The organism is Sphingomonas pseudosanguinis (assembly GCF_014196255.1).
GTDB classification, from domain to species: domain Bacteria; phylum Pseudomonadota; class Alphaproteobacteria; order Sphingomonadales; family Sphingomonadaceae; genus Sphingomonas; species Sphingomonas pseudosanguinis.
Genome location: NZ_JACIDH010000007.1, coordinates 138,396 through 155,883, shown reverse-complemented (window position 1 = coordinate 155,883; position 17,488 = coordinate 138,396). Strand labels below are relative to the sequence as shown.

The window sequence follows — 17,488 nt, the reverse complement described above, 5'->3', positions numbered from 1 at the left end:
CGCCGCCCCCCCCCCCCGCCCCCCCCGCCCCCCCCCCCCCGCCCCGGCCCCGCCGGGGGGGGGGGGGGGGGGGGGCGCGCGCCGGGGGGGGGGGGGGCCCCCCCCCCCGCCCCTCGCCCCTCCACCACCGCTTCGCGGCGGTCCCCCTCCCCATCAAAGATGGGGAGGATCTGATGGGTGCGGTTCTTCCCACGCGCATCTCACGCGACGATGCGGCGTTCCATGCCAATGCCCACCACAACCGGGCGCTGGCCGAACGCCTCCGCAGCGACGTGGAGCAGGCGGGCCTCGGCGGCAGCGAAGCCTCGCGCGACCGCCATGTGTCGCGCGGCAAGCTGCTCCCCCGCGACCGGGTGGAGCAATTGCTCGATGCCGGCTCGCCCTTCCTCGAAATCGGCCAGCTTGCCGCCAACGGCCTGTATGACGATGCGGTGCCGGGCGCGGGGATGATCGCCGGGATCGGCCGGGTGCATGGCCGGCAGGTGATGATCGTCGCCAATGACGCGACGGTGAAGGGCGGCACCTATTTCCCGCTGACCGTCAAGAAGCATCTGCGCGCGCAGGAGATCGCGCTCGAGAACCGTCTCCCTTGCATCTATCTGGTCGACAGCGGCGGCGCGAACCTGCCGCATCAGGCGGAGGTGTTTCCCGACCGCGATCATTTCGGCCGTATCTTCTTCAACCAGGCGCAGATGTCGGCGGCGGGCATCCCGCAGATCGCCTGCGTCATGGGCAGCTGCACGGCGGGCGGCGCGTATGTCCCCGCCATGTCGGACGAAACGGTGATCGTGCGCGGGCAGGGGACGATCTTCCTCGCCGGGCCACCGCTGGTGAAGGCGGCAACCGGCGAGGTCATCTCGGCCGAGGAACTGGGCGGCGCGGACACCCATGGCCGCAAGTCGGGCGTGGTCGACCATGTCGCCGAGAGTGACGACCATGCGCTGTCGATCGTCCGCGACATCGTCGAGACGCTGCCGCCGCAGACCATGCCCGACGTGAACCTCGCCGAGCCGGACGAACCGCTTTATCCCGCGGAGGACCTGTACGGCCTGATCCCGCAGGACGTGCGCGCGCCCTATGACGTGCACGAGGTCATCGCCCGGCTGGTCGACGGATCGCGCTTCCACGAATTCAAGGCGCTGTATGGCGCGTCGCTCGTGTGCGGCTTCGCGCATATCCATGGCAAGCCGGTCGCGATCCTGGCGAATAACGGCGTGCTGTTCTCGGAGAGCGCGCAGAAGGGCGCGCACTTCATCGAACTGGCCTGCCAGCGGCGTATCCCGCTGCTGTTCCTCCAGAATATCTCCGGCTTCATGGTCGGCGGCCGTTATGAGGCCGAAGGGATCGCCAAGCATGGTGCCAAGCTGGTGACGGCGGTGGCGACGGCGCAGGTGCCCAAGATCACCATACTGATCGGCGGCAGCTTCGGGGCGGGCAATTACGGCATGTGCGGGCGCGCCTATTCGCCGCGTTTCCTGTTCACCTGGCCCAATGCGCGGATCAGCGTGATGGGCGGCGAACAGGCGGCGAGCGTCCTGGCGACCGTCCACCGCGACGCCGACAACTGGACGCCGGACGAGGTCGAGGCGTTCAAGGCCCCGATCCGCCAGCGTTACGAGGACGAGGGCAATCCCTGGTATGCCACCGCACGGCTGTGGGATGACGGTATCGTCGATCCGGCGCAGACGCGGGATGTGCTGGGGCTGGCGCTGGATGCGTGTCTGAATGCGCCGATCGCGGAGGCGCCCCGGTTCGGGGTGTTCCGGATGTGATGGGCGGGGGGACGCCCCTCCACCACCGCTTCGCGGCGGTCCCCCTCCCCAAGCATAGCTTGGGGAGGATTCAAGAACCCTGCTTATTCCTCCCCAAGTTTCACTTGGGGAGGGGGACCGTCCGAAGGACGGTGGAGGGGCACACGGTCGCGAGCCTGCGCAACGATGTAACGGACGACATTGTCCAGATCGCGAAGCACGTCGCGGGCAGGGATTCGCACTACCGCGACACCATGCTCCGCCAAAAAGGCATCGCGCCGCGCATCGCGCTCGGGCCGATCCGCGCGCCCATGAACCTCGCCATCCACTTCCACCGCCAACCGAGCCGCCGGGCAGTAAAAGTCCAGCACATACGCCCCCGCCGGATGCTGCCGCCGAAACCGCAACCCCTCGGTTCGTTCGCGAAGGACGCCCCAAAGAATCACCTCGGGCAGCGTCATCTCGCGCCGCAATCCCCTTGCGCGTCGCACCGTCCTGCCGGGCTTCGTCGGTATCCCCATTGCCCCTCCACCATGCTCCGCATGGTCCCCCTCCCCAAGCATAGCTTGGGGAGGAATGAGGTTGAAACCCATGTTTGATTCCCTCCTCATCGCCAATCGCGGCGAGATCGCCTGCCGTATCATCCGCACCGCGCGCGAGATGGGCCTGCGCACCGTCGCGGTCTATTCCGAGGCCGATGCGCGTGCGCTCCATGTCCGCATGGCCGACGAGGCCATCCTGATCGGGCCGGCCCCGGCGCGTGAAAGCTACCTCGATGCGGCGCGCATCTTGGACGCCGCGCGCGAAAGTGGGGCGGAGGCGATCCATCCCGGCTATGGCTTCCTGTCGGAAAATGCCGAGTTCGCCGAAAGCGTGATCGCCGCCGGGCTGATCTGGGTCGGCCCCAACCCCGACAGCATCCGTGCCATGGGCCTGAAGGATGCGGCCAAGACGCGGATGATCGCCGCCGGTGTGCCCGTCACGCCCGGCTATCTGGGCGAGGACCAGTCCCCCGACCGCCTTGCCGCCGAGGCGGATGCGGTCGGCTATCCCGTGCTGATCAAGGCGGTCGCGGGCGGCGGTGGCAAGGGGATGCGCCGCGTCGACGATCCCGCCGCCTTCGCCGAGGCGCTGGCCTCCTGCCGTCGCGAGGCGGCGGCCTCGTTCGGCGATGACCGCGTGCTGATCGAAAAATACATCCTCTCGCCCCGCCATATCGAGGTGCAGGTCTTCGGCGATCGCCATGGGCAGGTGTTGCATCTGTTCGAGCGCGACTGTTCGCTGCAACGCCGCCACCAGAAGGTGATCGAGGAAGCCCCCGCACCGGGCATGGATGATGCCACCCGCGACGCCGTATGTGGCGCTGCCGTCCGCGCGGCGCAGGCGGTGGACTATGTCGGCGCGGGCACCATCGAGTTCATCGCCGATGCCTCGGAAGGACTTCGCGCTGACCGCGTCTGGTTCATGGAAATGAACACCCGGCTCCAGGTCGAGCATCCCGTCACCGAGGCGATCACCGGCGTCGATCTGGTTGAATGGCAGTTGCGTGTCGCGGCGGGCGAGCCTTTGCCAATCACGCAAGGCGACCTCACCATCGACGGCCACGCGATCGAAGCGCGGCTTTATGCCGAGGACCCGGCCAAGGGCTTCCTGCCCGCGATCGGCACGCTGGAGGTGTTCGACCTCGGCGACGATCCCGCGATCCGCATAGACACCGGGGTCGAGGAGGGCGCGGAGATCACCCCTTGGTACGACCCGATGATCGCCAAGGTCATCGCGCATGCCGACACCCGCGAGGCGGCGCGCGAGGCCTTGGCCGATGCGCTGGACGAGACGGTGATCTGGCCGGTGCGCACCAATGCGGGCTTTCTGGTCGAGGCGCTTGATCATCCCGATTTCGCCAGCGGCCAGGTCGATACCGGGCTGATCGCACGCGAGGGCGAGGCGCTGATGCCACCGACCGAGCCGTCCGAAGAGGCGCTGGCCGAGGCCGCCGCCGCGCTGATCGGGCAGGACGCGCTGTCAGGCTTCCGCCTGAACGCCGCACCCCGGCGGAGCGCGCGCTTCCTGCTCGACGGGCGCGCCATCACGGTCGATTTTGCGCACGCGGGCGATGTGCCTCCGTCGCCGACCGACGCGGTGCTGATCTCGGAGGGTGGACAAAGCTGGTCCTTCACCCGCTGGCGCGCCGATGGGCTGGCGGCGGGCGGGGCGGGGGACGGCGCGATCCTGTCGCCCATGCCCGGCCGGATCATCGCGGTCGCCGTGACCGAAGGGCAGGCAGTCAACGCCGGCCAGCCGCTCGTCACGTTGGAGGCGATGAAGATGGAGCATGTCCTGACCGCGCCGTTCGACGGCGTCGTCGCCGACCTGAAGGCCGAGACCGGTGGGCAGGTGGCGGAGGGGATCGCGCTGGTCCGCATCGTCGCGAAGGACGCGGCATGAGCGGGCGCTTCTTCGACGACTGGACGATCGGCGACCGGATCGACCACCCCATACGCCGTACCGTGACCGAGACGGACAACCTGCTCTTCTCGACCATGACCCATAATCCGCAACCGCTGCACATCGATGCCGAGGCGGCGAAGGCGAGCGAGTTCGGGCAGATTCTCGTCAACGGCACCTTCACCTTCTCGCTGATGGTCGGGCTGTCGGTCGGGGAGACGACGCTGGGGACACTGGTGGCGAACCTCGGCTATGACGAACTGGTCATGCCCGCGCCGGTGTTCCTGGGCGACACGCTGCGTGCGACGAGCGAGGTGACGGCCTTGCGGACAAGCAAGTCGCGGCCGGGCGCGGGGCTGGTGACGTTCCGGCATGAGGCGCTGAACCAGCGGGGAGAGGTGGTGTGCCGGTGTCTGCGGACCGCGTTGGTCAAGAAGCGGGGGTAGGAGGCGAGGGCAGGACATGGCCTTCGACTAAGCTCAGGCTGAACGGAGGTTGAGGTTCAGTACCAAACCCCGTTCGCACTGAGCGAAGTCGAAGTGCACGCCCCATCGCTCACAACCGCGTCCGCACCCCGATCCACAAGGTCCGCGGCGTCGCCCGCTCGATCAATCCCGCACCGCTATACGCCGCCTCCACCCGCGCATCGGCGAGGTTCTCCGCCCGTGCCTCGATCAGCCAGCGGGTCAGGATCGGCACCGCCGCATAGGCGTCGAAGGTCGTCGCGGGCGCCAGCGTGCGGCTGTTCTGGTCATCCTCGAACTGACGGCCGATATGCCGCACCGTGCCGCTGAGCGCCGCGTCGCGCCGTTCCACCCCCAGCGTCGCCGACAGTTGATCACGCGGCGTCTGAGCCGGGCGCAGGCCGGCGAGCGCGGCGGCGGCACCCGAGGCGCGAACCCGCGCATTCGTCCGCGACCACGAGCCGCGCGCCTGGATCGGTCCCAGCGTCCAGTTCGCATCCAGTTCGAACCCCTCGGCGCGGATCGCATCCAGATTGCGCCGCATCCGGTACACGCCATTGGCGGCGACGAAGCCGACGCCGGGGAAGGTCCCCGGCCCCCGGCCGATCGTCACATTGGCGATGGCATCGGTCAGCCGGTTGACGAAATAGGTGCCCGACAGGCGCAGCCCAGCCGCCGGCGTCAGGTCGAAGCCGCCCTCGACCCCCTTGACCCGTTCCGGGTTCAGCCCGGCATTGGCGGCGGTCGCATCGGCACCCGCACGGAAGGGCCGGTACAGCTCGTTGAGCGTTGGCAGCCGCCATCCGCGATAGGCGGCGGCGCGCAGCGAGAGCGGCGCGACCGGACGGACGGCCAGCCCGACGCGGCCCGTAAATTCCTGCCCCGACCGGTCTGGAAAATCCGTGTCGGTCAGCACCGCACCGCTCGCCAGCGCGGATTCGTCCAGCCGGCCGTTGCGGATGCGCCAGTCATCGACCCGCGCCGCCGCCGTCAGCGTCGCGATGCCGAACGCCGCGCTGCCATCCGCGAACAGCCCCATGGTTCGCGTCGCGCCGCCCGCCTCGCGCCGGCGGGTCGGCAGGCCGTTGACATAGGTGTACAGCTCCTGCGTCCGTCCGCTGGTGTCGCGAATGTCGCCACCCAGCCGCAGCGTCACCGAGTCGCCGAGCGGCGGCGACACCTCGACCCGCGCGCCCAGCCCGGTGGCGGGGACATTATACTGGTCGAGCGTCAGCGTCGCCGCCGTCCGCGCGGCGTTGACGCTGGCATAGCGCGAGGCGAATTGTCGCGTCTGGATATAACCCAGCGCCGACCAGCCCCATGCGCCGCGCCCGACCAGGCGGATGCTGGCATCGGCGCCCTCCGAGCGATTGTCGGTGAAGTCTGTCCCCCGCTCGCGCGCATCGTGGAACGCGGCGAGGGTCATCTGCAATTCGGTCGACGGTGCGATCCCGACGACACCGCGCGCCGCGCCCGAATATTGCTCGTAAGGCGCGGGGCGGTCGACGGGGCCGCGCTGGCCCGCGACGATCGGAATGAAGCCGTCACCGCGCGCATAGGCCCCCGACATGGTCAGGAAGCCGCCGTCCCGCACCAGTGAAGCCGACCCTTGCGCATCGACCGACTGGCGGCTGCCATAGGCGACCGCCAGATCGAGCGGGGAGAGCTGGTCGGGGGTGGCGCTATCCATCTCGATCGTGCCTGCCAGCGCGCCCGGCCCCCAAAAGCCCGACCCGCCACCGCGCGTCACGCGGATGCGGCCCAGCCGCCCGGTGGCATAAGCGGGGAACACCACCCAGCCGCCAAAGGGGTCGGCCTGCGGCACGCCGTCCAGTACCAGCAGCGCGCGGCTCGACGCATTGCCGCCCAAGCCCCGCAGCGTGATCCCCTGCGAGGTCGGATGCGCCGAGCGGCTGTCCGAGCGGCGGAATTGCTGAAGCCCGGCGACGTCGGCGAGGACGTTCTCCAGCCGTTGCGAGGCGTTCTGCGTGATACGGTCGCGGTCGATCGTCACGACGTCGAGCGCGCGCTCGCCGGGTTGGTCGGCAAGGCCCCGGCCGGTGACGGTGATGGTGGCGGATTGGGGTTCGCCGACCTGGGCGGACAGGGCGGTGGGTGTGACGAGCGCGATGGCGAGCAGCGGCAGGCGGTGGGATGTGGGCATGATGTGGTGATGGTCCCCTTTGGAGCCCCCTGATCGAGGGTCGTGACGATAAGACGAATCAAGGCATCAACGGGTCCATTCGCCGATGAGTCTCACGCCCCTCCCGCAGGCGGGGGGGATGGGGGAGGGCAGGCCGCAGGCGACGATCTCGGTGAGACACCGTGCCCTCCCCAAACCCCCTCCAGATGATGCGGCGATGGTCCCTTTGGGGTCTCCTGATCGAGAGCCATAGCGATAGGACCAACCAAGGCGGTAACAGCCTCCGCCCTCCATGAGTCTCACGCCCCTCCCGCAGGCGGGAGGGGATGGGGGAGGGTAGGCCACGAGCGATGCTCTCTATGAGACACCGTGCCCTCCGCAAACCCCTCCCGTTTACGGGAGGGGCTTAAAGAAGGAGGGAGAAGGCGGATGACGTCGCCGAAAAACCCCCTTACAGTCACGTCATCGTGGCCACCCTGCACACCCTTGCGAATCCTGCGCGTTTTCTGAAGATCGCTCGTCCGCTGACCGGGATATGCCTGGGTCTGGGGCTGGTGCTGGTCGCCATCGGCGCCTGGGCGGGGTTGAGCCAGACGCCGCCCGATTATTTGCAGGGCGAGACGGTGCGCATCCTCTACATCCATGTGCCCGCCGCCTGGCTGGGCATGGCGGGGTGGAGCGGGATCGCGGTGGCCAGCCTGTCGCTGATCGTCTGGCGCCATCCGCTGGCGCAGGTCGCGGGCCGCGCCATCGCCTGGCCGGGGGCGGTCTTTGCCGGTCTCTGTCTGGCGACGGGATCGATCTGGGGGCGGCCGACCTGGGGGACGTGGTGGCAATGGGACGGGCGGCTGACCTCGATGCTGCTGCTGCTGTTCGTCTATCTGGGTTATATCGCGCTCGCCCGGGCCGATGCCGATCGCGGTGGCGATGGCCGGATTCCGGCGCTGTACGGATTGGCGGGCACCGCGCTCTTACCGGTCATCCGCTATTCGGTGGTGTGGTGGAACACGCTGCATCAGGGCCAGTCGATCGGGCTGACGGGATCGAGCATCGCGGGATCGCTGCTCTGGCCGCTGCCGATCATGCTGTCGGGCTTCACCCTGCTCTTTGCCGCCATCGTGCTGATGCGGATGCGGACCCTGCTCGCCCTGGCTAAGGCCGAGGCGCGGATGCGACGGATGGCGCGCGCATGAGCCAGTGGAGCTTCGTCGCGGCCGCCTACGCCGTCATGCTGGGCGGCACCGGGCTGCTGCTGGCGATCAGCTATCTGGCGATGAAGCGCGCCGAGAAATGACGCCCAAATCCCAACGTCTCACGCTGGTGCTGCTGGCGCTGGCCGCGATCGTCGCGGCGGTGCTGCTCGCCATGTCGGCGATGAAGGATCAGGCCGCGTTCTTCTACACCCCCTCCGATGCGAAGGCGCAAGGGTTGCCGCTGGGCCGCGCGGTGCGGCTGGGCGGGATGGTCGAGGCGGGGTCGGTCCGGCGCGCGCCCGACGGCGTGACGGTGCGCTTCGTGGTGACCGACGGCAAGGCGACGACGCCCGTCACTTTCGCCGGGATCACGCCGGACCTGTTCCGCGAGAAATCGGGCGTGGTGGCCGAGGGGCAGTTCCAGCCCGATGGCCGCTTCGTCGCCAACAACCTGCTCGCCAAGCATGACGAGAAATACATGCCCCCCGAAATGGCGGGCAATATGCATGAGAGCCGGAGCCTGAAACCGTGATCGCGGAAGGGGGCTTGGCCGCGCTATGGTTCGCCGCGACGCTGGCGGGGTTGCAGCTGTTGCTCGGCGTGCTGGCCCTGCGGCATAGGCACGCGGCGGGCGAGCAGGCGATGGCGGCGATCGGCCCGGTCGCGATCGTGCAGGGCGCGCTTGTCGCCATCGCGATGGGCGCGCTGATCGCGGTGTTCCTGGCCACCGATCTGTCGGTCGCGCTGGTCGCCGAGAACAGCCATTCGGCCAAACCCTGGATCTACAAATTCGCCGGCGCCTGGGGCAATCACGAAGGGTCGATGCTGCTCTGGGTCACGATCCTGGGCGCGGGCGGGGCGCTGGTCGCGTGGAAAGAGCGGGCGCTCGACCGGCCGACCCATGTCGCGACGCTGGCGGCGCAGGGCGCGATCGCGCTCGGATTCTATGGTTTCCTGCTCTTCGCCTCCAACCCGTTCGCGCGGCTGAACCCGGCACCAATTGAGGGGCAGGGGCTGAACCCGTTGTTGCAGGACCCCGGCCTCGCCTTCCACCCGCCGACGCTCTACGCCGGCTATGTCGGCCTGTCGGTGGCCTTCTCCTTCGCGGTCGGCGCGCTGGTGACGGGGCAGGTGGGGCCGGCTTTCGCCCGTGCGATGCGGCCCTGGGTGCTGGGCGCCTGGGTGCTGCTGACCATCGGCATCACGGCGGGGTCCTATTGGGCTTATTATGAGCTGGGTTGGGGCGGCTGGTGGTTCTGGGACCCGGTCGAGAATGCGTCGCTGATGCCCTGGCTGGCGGCGACCGCGCTTCTCCACTCGGTCAACGTGCTGGCGGCGCGTGATGGCCTGCGCGCCTGGACGGTGATGCTGGCCGTGGTCGCCTTTTCGATGTCGATGATCGGCACCTTCCTGGTCCGGTCGGGCATCCTAACCAGCGTCCATGCCTTCGCGGTCGATCCCCGGCGCGGGGCGTTCATCCTGGCGTTGCTGGCGCTCTATATCGGTGGCGCGCTGGCGCTGTTCGGCGCGCGGATCGGGCAGGTGCGCGCGGGCCGGAGCTTCACCTTCGTCAGCCGCGAGGGCGGGCTGGTCGTCAACAATCTGCTGCTGTCGGTGATCCTGGGGATCGTTCTGATCGGCACGCTCTATCCGCTGATCGCGGCCGGGTTCGGCGTGCGGCTGTCGGTCGGCCCGCCCTTCTTCCACGCCGCCGCCGGACCGATCGCGCTGGTGCTGGTCGCGGTGATGGCGGTCGGGCCGATGCTGCGCTGGCGGCGGGATCAGGCCGAGGCGGTGCTGATCCGCATGCTGTGGCCGATGGTCGCGGCGGCGGGCAGTTTCGCGCTCGTTCTGACGCTGAGCGGTGGCATGGGCGTGTTACCGCTCCTGGGCCTGTCCTTCGGTGTCGGGCTGATCGTCGCCAGCGTCCTGCCGATGACGCAGCGCAACTGGCGGCGCACCCCGCTGCCCATCTGGGGCATGGTGGTCGCGCATGCGGGTATCGGCGTCAGCCTGATCGGCATGGCCTGTGACAGCGCCTTCACCGCCGAGCGGCTGGTCGCGCTCTATCCGGGACAGGCGACCATCGTCGGGCCGTGGCGGGTCGAGCTGAACCGCATCTATCCCAATGTCGGGCCGAACTGGTCGGCGCTGGAGGCGCGACTGACCGCGACCCGCGACGGTGTGGGCACCGTCTTGCGCCCGCAGCAGCGATTCTTCACCGATCCGCCGACGACGACCAGCGAGAGCGCGATCGCGACCGGTTGGGACGGACAGCTCTACACCGTACTGGGGCAGCAGGATGCCGCGACCGGTCGCTGGCAGCTGCGGCTGTGGTGGAAGCCGTTCGTGACGCTGATCTGGTTCGGCGGCATCCTGGTCGCGCTCGGCGGCGCGCTGGCGCTGGTCGGGCGCTGGTGGAAGGCATGGCAGCAGCGACGGCGGGAGGCCCTTTGGGGATGAAGCGTTGGTTGATCTGGGCGCCGCTGGCCGTGTTCGGCGCGCTGTTTGCGGTCGTCGCGGCCGGACTGATGCGCCCGGCCGACACGGCGGTGCACTCGACGCTGGTCGACAAGCCGCTGCCGAGCTTCGAGCTGGAGCCGATGGTGCCGGGCAAATCCGGGCTGGCGAGCACCGATTTCGGGCGTGGCACCCCCCACCTGCTCAACGTCTTCGCCAGCTGGTGCATCCCCTGCATCGCCGAGGCGCCGCAGCTGATGCGGTTGAAGGCGCGCGGCATTCCGATCGACGCCATCGCGATCCATGACAAGGGGCCGGCGGTCGTCGCCTTCCTCCGCCGCAATGGCGATCCCTATGACCGGATCGGCGATGACAGCCGCAGCCGGGTGCAATTGTCGCTCGGCTCGTCAGGCGTGCCGGAGACCTTCCTGATCGACGGACGCGGGCGGATCGTGCGGCAATATATCGGCGACATCCGTGCCGATCAGGTCGACCAGATCGTCCGCGACGTGGCGGCGGCGCGATGAGCCTGGTTCTGGCCCTTGCGCTGGCGGCCGCACCGGCCGCGCCCGATCTCGGCAATACGCAGCTGCCCGATCCGCATGCCGAAGCGCAGGCGCGCGCCTTGATGGGCGAGCTGCGCTGCGTCGTCTGTCAGGGCCAGTCGATCGCCGACAGCGATGCCGACATGGCCGCCGATATGCGTGCGCTGGTGCGGCAGCGGATCGCACGCGGGGAGGACCCGTCGCAGATTCGCGACTGGCTGATCGAACGCTATGGCGATTATGTCAGCTATGATCCGCCCTTGTCGGGGGCGACCGCGCTCCTGTGGGCGACGCCGATCCTGTTGCTGGGCATCGGCGCCTGGATCGCGCGTTCCAGCTTTCGGAAGCGGCGATGATGGGGTGGCTGGTCCTGATCCTGATCGCCGGGGCCGTGATCGGCCTGGCGCTGTGGCGCGGCTTTCCGCGGCCGCTTTGGACGATGTTGGGCGCGGCATTGGCGCTGGGCGGCGTCGGCTATGCGTGGCAGGGGCGACCGAGCCTGTCCGCCAGCCCACCTTCGGCGCGGCCCGATCCCCGTCTGGACAGCGACGAGCTGGTCGAGCTGCGCGGGCAACTGATGGGGCGGTTCGGCGAGGAGGCGACGATGTTCACCGCCGCCGATGCGCTGGCACGGTCGGGCAACAAGCGGACGGCGGTGCAGATCATGCTGGGCGCGGTGGGCGGCAAGCCCCGCAGCGTCGCCTATTGGACCGAGCTGGGCAATGTCCTGTTCGCGCATGACGGCTATCAGATGTCGCCGGCCGCACAATTCGCCTTCCGCCGCGCGCGGGTGCTGGGGCCGAACGACCCGGTGCCGTTCTTTTTCGAGGGGCTGGCGCAGATGCGCGCGGGCGAGTTCGCCAAGGCACGGACGCTGTGGCGGCTGGCCCTGCAAAAGACGCCCGCCGATGCGCCCTATCGCCCGGCCATTGCGCAGCGCGTGATGCTGCTCGACCGGGCGATGGCGTTGATGGAGCCGTAAGGGCTTACTGGCCCCGGCCGGTCTTTTCCTGCAACGCGTCGATCCGCTTCGACGCTTCCGCCTTGGTCAGGCCGTCGTCGAACGGCTCGCCAGCCTCTTCGGACAGGGTTTTCAGATAGCTGGCCTGCGCACCGGTCATCGCTTCATCGCCGGTGGTCCAGTCATCGGGGTCCTTCTCGGCATTGGAGAAGGGTTCGGATTTGGGGTTGTCGGTCATCACGGCATCCTTTCGCCGGCACCAACGCGGACGTTCTATTTCTGTTCACGCGAAGGCGCGAGGACGCGAAGATTTTGGTTCGCGCGGAGGCGCGGAGAGGGCCGGGATGGGCTGGCCCTCTGGTGTCAGTTCAGCAGCGGGATTTGCCGCACCGTATCGATCGGCGACCAGCCTTGGCGGCTGGAGCGATCATCTCCGCGCCTCTGCGTCTCCGCGCGAACCAAAATCCTTCAAGCCGTTCAGCCGGAGTGCGGTCGAAGGCGACGGGATCACCCTCGTGGCGAAGGGCGGGGCGTGCGCTTCGACTTCGCTCAGCGTGAACGGAGGGCGGGGAGGGGGCGGGCCTGATTGGGAAGATGTCCCGAACCGCCGTTCAGCCTGAGCGAAGTCGAAGGCCACGCGAAGCGCCCTCGACAAAGCCCAGACCGAACGGCAGTCAGAACAGGCGTTAACCCGCCCAGGCCTCGAACGGCAGGTCGAGCGCTTCGGCGACGGCGGCGTGGCGGATCTTGCCGCCCGACACGTTCAGGCCGTTGGCGAGGTGCGCATCGGCCTTCATCGCGGCCTCGGCGCCCATGTTCGCCAGGCGGATGGCGAAGGGCAGGGTGGCGTTGTTCAGCGCGAAGGCCGAGGTGCGCGCGACCGCGCCCGGCATGTTGGCGACGCAATAATGGATCACGCCGTCGATCTCGAACACCGGGTCCTCATGGGTGGTGGCATGGCTGGTCTCGAAGCAGCCGCCCTGATCGATCGCGATGTCGACCAGCACTGAGCCGCGCTTCATGGTCTTCAGCATGTCGCGGGTGACGAGCTTGGGCGCCGCAGCGCCGGGGACCAGAACCGCGCCGATGACGAGATGCGCGTTCTTCACCGCCGCGGCGATCGCCGCCTTGGAGGCATAGGCGGTCTTGATCTGGCTGGAGAAGAACATGTCCAGCTCGGCCAGACGGTCGTTGTTGATGTCGTAGATGGTGACGTCGGCGCGCAGGCCGACCGCCATCTGCGCGGCATTCACGCCCGAGACGCCGCCGCCCAGGATCGCGACCTTGGCCGGTGCCACGCCGGGCACGCCGCCCAGCAGCACACCACGACCGCCCTGTTCCTTTTCCAGATAATGCGCGCCGACCTGCACCGCCATGCGGCCCGCGACTTCCGACATCGGCTTGAGCAGCGGCAGGCCACCACGCGGCGACGTGACCGTCTCATAGGCGATGCAGGTCGCGCCCGACGCCATCAGCCCTTCGGCCTGCGGCTTGTCGGCGGCGAGATGGAGATAGGTGAACAGCAGGTGATGCGGGCGCAGCATCGCCACTTCCTGCGGCTGCGGCTCCTTCACCTTCACGATCATCTCGGCCTGGTCGAACACTTCCGAAGCGGTCGCGACGGTGCGCGCGCCGGCGTCGATATAGTCCTGATCCTCGAAATCGATGCCGCCGCCGGCCTTGGTCTCGACGATGACCTCATGGCCGGCCGCGACCAACTCGGCCACCGACGGCGGGGTCAGGCCGACGCGATATTCGTGGTTCTTGATTTCCTTGGGCACACCGACGCGCATGACGAAACTCTCCTGATTGCTGCGCCGATAGTAGCGCCGATCGGGCGGGAGAGGTTTGCAAAGCGATCCCAATTGAGCGGCACATGCGGGATTTTATTGCGCGTTTAACCCATGTAATAGGAAATCATGTCTGACGCGATCGACCGCCGCATATTGGCCCAGCTAGCCCGCGATTCCGACCTGACCAGCGCCGCGCTGGGGGAGAAGGTGGGGCTGTCGGCCAGCGCCGCGCATCGCCGGGTGGCGCAACTGCGCGAGGCGGGAGTGATCGCGGGCTATCGCGCGATCCTGAGCCATGAAGCGCGCGGGCGGCCGTCGATCGTGATGGTCAATGTGACGCTCAAGGACCAACGGCAGGAAACGATGGCGGCGTTCGAACGGGAAATCCTGCGCTGCCCCGAGATCGTCGAATGTTTCCTGATGAGCGGTGAGGCGGACTATATGATCCAGGTCGAGGTGCGCCGCGACGACAGTTACGAGCGTATCCACCGCGAGACGCTGGCGCGATTGCCGGGGGTGACGCGGCTGGCCTCGCACTTCGTGATCCGCGAGGTGGTGCGGCGATCCTAGAACTTTCCTCCCCTGCAAGGGGAGGTGGCAGGCCGAAAGGCCTGACGGAGGGGTGTCGCCGCTGCTGGCGTAATCCCTCACGAACCGGGACACCCCTCCACCAGCTTCGCTGGTTCCCCTCCGCTTGCAGGGGAGGACGATTCTGTGTGCTTCCCACCCGCTTCATCACCCGATAGGGAACGGACCATGCTCAAGTCGGCTTCCTCCTTCCGCCCCCTTCGCATCCTGCTTGCCGCGACGCTGGCGACCGCGCTCACCCCCGTCGCGGCCTTGGCCGATGCGCTGATCGACAATGTGACGGGCATGACGCTGGATAAGGATGGCAAGGTCGTCCGCTTCACCGGCCTGCTGCTGACCCCGGATGGCAAGGTCGCGCGGCTCCTGTCGGCCAAGGACAAGCGCCCCGACAAGCTGGACTGGCGCGCCGACATGAAGGGGCGGGTGCTGATCCCCGGATTCGTCGATTCGCATGGCCATGTGATGGGGCTGGGCTTCCGCCTGCTCGAACTCGACCTGGCGCCGACCAAGTCGCTCGACGAGGCCAAGGCGCGTATCGCGGCCTATGCCTCGGCGAACCCCGAGCGCAAATGGGTGCTGGGCGGCGGCTGGAACCAGGAAAGCTGGGCGCTGGGTCGTTTTCCGACCGCCGCTGATCTCGACGCCATCGTGTCGGATCGGCCGGTGGTGATGGAGCGTGCCGATGGCCATGCGCTCTGGGCGAACAGCGCGGCGATGAAGGCGGCTGGAATCACCGCAAAGACCGTCTCGCCCGCCGGCGGCCGGATCGAGAAGATCGGCGGCCAGCCCTCGGGCGTGTTCGTCGACGCCGCCATGGCGCTGATCCAGAAGGCGGTGCCGCAACCGCTGGCCAAGGATCGCAACACCGCCTTCCTGAAGGCGCAGAACGAATTGCTCAGCCACGGCATTACCGCGACCGCCGATATGGGCACGACGCTGGACGAATGGCTGACCTATCGCCGGATGGGCGATGCCGGGAACCTGCGCGTCCGTATCATGAGCTATGGCGGCGGCGTCGAAGACAGCGTGCGCATCGGCGGCACCGGGCCGACCCAGTGGCTGTACAACAACAAGCTTCGGCTGGTCGGGGTGAAGCTCTATGGCGACGGCGCGCTGGGGTCGCGCGGCGCGTGGTTGAAGCAGCCCTATGCCGATGCGCCGGGCCAGACGGGTCTGGGCTTCATGTCGGACGATGTGATCCGCAACCTGATGAGCCGCGCGGCGATGGACAAATATCAGGTCGCCGTCCACGCGATCGGCGACCGCGCCAATGCGCAGGTGCTCGACGCGATCGACGAACTGGCCGAAACCTATAAGGGCGATCGGCGCTGGCGGATCGAACATGCCCAGATCGTCGATCCCGCCGACCTGCCGCGCTTCGGCAAGCATGGCATCATCGCCTCGATGCAGCCGGTGCACGAAACCAGCGATCGCACCATGGCGGAGGCACGGCTGGGGCCGGCGCGGCTCGCGGGGGCCTATGCCTGGAACACGATGCTGAAGAACGGCGCGCCGCTCGTCTTCGGATCGGACTATCCCGTGGAAAGCCCCGATCCCTTCGCCGGCTGGGCCGCCGCGATCACGCGCCAGGGGCCGGACGGCCAGCCCTATGGCGGGTGGCAGCCGCAGGAGATCGTGACCCGCGAACAGGCGTGGCGCGCCTTCACCATGGACGGCGCCTATGCCGGGTTCGCCGAGGAGCTGTTCGGCCGGCTGGGCCATGGCCAGCAGGCGGACTTCGTCATCGTCGACCGCAACCCGCTCGACGCCAACCCGACCCAGCTGCGCGCGACCAAGGTCGAGGAGACGTGGATCGGCGGGCAAAAGGTGTGGGAGCGCCGCTGATCCCGAAACGGGACGACATCCATAAGGGATCGGCAAGGCTTTTGGGTTAGGCCGATCCCCATGAAATACCGTATTTCTTTCGTCGCGCTGATCACCGCCGCCTTGCCCTCCATCGCCATGGCCGGGCCGGTCGTCGGCATCGATGCGCTGAAGGAATGGAATCTGATCGTGCTCGGCGATCTGACCTCCAGTTCCGAGGTGGAGGGGCGGACCTTCGTCGGCGGCAATTTGAGCGGCAATTCGTCCAATTACCAGATCCGCACGCCGGCACCGTCCAACTATGCGCTGCCCGGTTTGACCGTGGTCGGCGACGTGCTGGGCGGTACGAAGAACCTCAACAACGGCTCGGGCGCGCTGGTCGGCGGCAATGTCGTCGGCGGGTTCAACCTGAATGGCGGGGTGCAGACGGTGAAGGTCGGTGGCACGCTGTCCAACACGAATATCAACCAGAATATCGTGCAAGCCGGGCTGGGCGCGAGCGATCCGGGTTTCGTCACGGGGCTGAACCAGCAGAAGACGCTGCTCACCAGCAGCATGACCGATCTGTCCAACGGCTATGCGGCGTTGGCGGCGACCGGCGCGGTCAGCATCGTCGGCAACCGCGCGACCTTCAATGCGGTGCCGGGCGCCAATGGCGTCGCGGTGTTCAACCTGAACGCCGCCGACCTGTCGCGCTTTGGCGAGATCGCGTTCAACCGCAACGGCGCGGACACGGTCATCGTCAATGTCACCGGCAGCGCGGTGCGGCTGGACGACAATTTCCTGGGCGATGCGAGCGGCCTGGGCGAGCATGTCATCTGGAATTTCCCGACCGCGACCAGCCTGGAGCTGACCACCGCCTGGAAGGGCTCGGTGCTGGCGCCCAAGGCGGCGGCGACGACCGGCAATTATATCGAAGGTTCGGCGGTGTTCGCCAGCCTGACCCAGAATGGGGAATTCCATCTGGGGACCTATATCGGCACCTATGTGCCCACCACGCCGAACGTGCCGGTCACGCCGGGTGGCAGCGGCGGCGGTTCGCCGACCCCGGTGCCGGAGCCGGCCACGATGGGGTTGATGGCGGGGGGATTGGCGTTGCTGGTCCTGGCGCTGCGGCGGCGGCGCGTCATCGCCTGATGGATAGGGTGGGGCGTGGCCTTCGACTTCGCTCAGGCTGAACGACGTGTTTGTTCAGGCTGAACGGCATTTTTGATCGGGTCTTGTCCCCTCGCTCCGTTCAGCCTGAGCGAAGTCGAAGGCCATGGGGCCTCACCATAGAAAAGGGCCGGCCCGCGCCCCCGCGAACCGGCCCGTATCTCCC

General features: G+C 68.2%; 16 protein-coding genes. 12 read left to right on the top strand and 4 right to left on the bottom strand.

Annotated features, from left to right (window positions below):
* Positions 1-173: 173 nt before the first annotated feature.
* Positions 174-1,772 (top strand): carboxyl transferase domain-containing protein, encoded by a 1,599-nt coding sequence (locus tag GGR48_RS10040; RefSeq protein ID WP_206362550.1) that lies wholly within the window; start codon positions 174-176, stop codon positions 1,770-1,772.
* A gap of 83 nt (positions 1,773-1,855) precedes the next feature.
* Here the strand turns inward: GGR48_RS10040 and GGR48_RS10035 are convergent, their stop codons facing one another.
* Positions 1,856-2,272, bottom strand: a complete 417-nt coding sequence (locus tag GGR48_RS10035; protein WP_276208031.1) for an endonuclease domain-containing protein — start codon at positions 2,270-2,272, stop codon at positions 1,856-1,858.
* Positions 2,273-2,342: 70 nt separating this feature from the next.
* Here GGR48_RS10035 and GGR48_RS10030 point away from each other — a divergent pair, with 70 nt between their 5' ends.
* Complete coding sequence (locus GGR48_RS10030) at positions 2,343-4,196, top strand: acetyl/propionyl/methylcrotonyl-CoA carboxylase subunit alpha (protein WP_183951773.1); 1,854 nt, start codon at positions 2,343-2,345, stop codon at positions 4,194-4,196.
* Positions 4,193-4,642 (top strand): MaoC family dehydratase, encoded by a 450-nt coding sequence (locus GGR48_RS10025; protein WP_183951772.1) that lies wholly within the window; start codon positions 4,193-4,195, stop codon positions 4,640-4,642. Before GGR48_RS10030 ends, GGR48_RS10025 begins: the two co-directional genes overlap by 4 nt.
* A gap of 109 nt (positions 4,643-4,751) precedes the next feature.
* Here GGR48_RS10025 and GGR48_RS10020 read toward each other — a convergent pair whose 3' ends face one another.
* Positions 4,752-6,824 carry a TonB-dependent receptor gene (locus GGR48_RS10020; RefSeq protein ID WP_183951771.1) on the bottom strand — a complete coding sequence of 691 codons (2,073 nt, stop codon included), beginning with the start codon at positions 6,822-6,824 and terminating at the stop codon, positions 4,752-4,754.
* Between the two features lie 446 nt (positions 6,825-7,270).
* On the opposite strand from GGR48_RS10020, the gene ccmC reads away from it, so the two are divergent.
* The 6 genes from ccmC (at position 7,271) to GGR48_RS09990 (ending at position 11,983) form a co-directional block, all read left to right on the top strand.
* Positions 7,271-7,996, top strand: a complete 726-nt coding sequence (gene ccmC, locus GGR48_RS10015; protein ID WP_183951770.1) for a heme ABC transporter permease CcmC — start codon at positions 7,271-7,273, stop codon at positions 7,994-7,996.
* 97 nt (positions 7,997-8,093) lie between these two features.
* Complete coding sequence (ccmE, locus tag GGR48_RS10010) at positions 8,094-8,528, top strand: cytochrome c maturation protein CcmE (RefSeq protein WP_183951769.1); 435 nt, start codon at positions 8,094-8,096, stop codon at positions 8,526-8,528.
* Positions 8,525-10,459 carry a heme lyase CcmF/NrfE family subunit gene (locus tag GGR48_RS10005; protein ID WP_183951768.1) on the top strand — a complete coding sequence of 645 codons (1,935 nt, stop codon included), beginning with the start codon at positions 8,525-8,527 and terminating at the stop codon, positions 10,457-10,459. Before ccmE ends, GGR48_RS10005 begins: the two co-directional genes overlap by 4 nt.
* A complete protein-coding gene (locus GGR48_RS10000; protein ID WP_183951767.1) occupies positions 10,456-10,983 on the top strand; it encodes a redoxin family protein in 528 nt (175 codons plus the stop codon). The genes GGR48_RS10005 and GGR48_RS10000 overlap by 4 nt, the downstream gene beginning before the upstream one ends.
* On the top strand, positions 10,980-11,357 hold the full coding sequence (locus GGR48_RS09995) for a cytochrome c-type biogenesis protein (protein ID WP_183951766.1): 378 nt from the start codon (positions 10,980-10,982) through the stop codon (positions 11,355-11,357). The genes GGR48_RS10000 and GGR48_RS09995 overlap by 4 nt, the downstream gene beginning before the upstream one ends.
* Positions 11,354-11,983, top strand: coding sequence for a tetratricopeptide repeat protein (locus GGR48_RS09990; protein ID WP_183951765.1), 630 nt, complete (start codon positions 11,354-11,356; stop codon positions 11,981-11,983). The genes GGR48_RS09995 and GGR48_RS09990 overlap by 4 nt, the downstream gene beginning before the upstream one ends.
* Before the next feature lie 4 nt (positions 11,984-11,987).
* Here GGR48_RS09990 and GGR48_RS09985 read toward each other — a convergent pair whose 3' ends face one another.
* Entirely contained in the window at positions 11,988-12,200 is a 213-nt protein-coding gene (locus GGR48_RS09985; protein WP_183951764.1) for a DUF3072 domain-containing protein, read from the bottom strand.
* A 448-nt stretch (positions 12,201-12,648) separates the two neighbouring features.
* Positions 12,649-13,755 (bottom strand): alanine dehydrogenase, encoded by a 1,107-nt coding sequence (ald, locus tag GGR48_RS09980; protein ID WP_183951763.1) that lies wholly within the window; start codon positions 13,753-13,755, stop codon positions 12,649-12,651.
* A gap of 126 nt (positions 13,756-13,881) precedes the next feature.
* Between ald and GGR48_RS09975 the strand changes: the two genes are divergently transcribed.
* From GGR48_RS09975 to GGR48_RS09965, 3 genes are all read left to right on the top strand, one after another.
* A complete protein-coding gene (locus tag GGR48_RS09975; protein ID WP_183951762.1) occupies positions 13,882-14,325 on the top strand; it encodes an Lrp/AsnC family transcriptional regulator in 444 nt (147 codons plus the stop codon).
* Positions 14,326-14,511: 186 nt separating this feature from the next.
* Positions 14,512-16,188, top strand: a complete 1,677-nt coding sequence (locus GGR48_RS09970) for an amidohydrolase (protein ID WP_183951761.1) — start codon at positions 14,512-14,514, stop codon at positions 16,186-16,188.
* 60 nt (positions 16,189-16,248) lie between these two features.
* Positions 16,249-17,304: a choice-of-anchor A family protein gene (locus GGR48_RS09965; RefSeq protein WP_183951760.1), complete on the top strand. Its 1,056-nt coding sequence runs from the start codon at positions 16,249-16,251 to the stop codon at positions 17,302-17,304.
* The last annotated feature ends 184 nt before the right edge of the window (positions 17,305-17,488 follow it).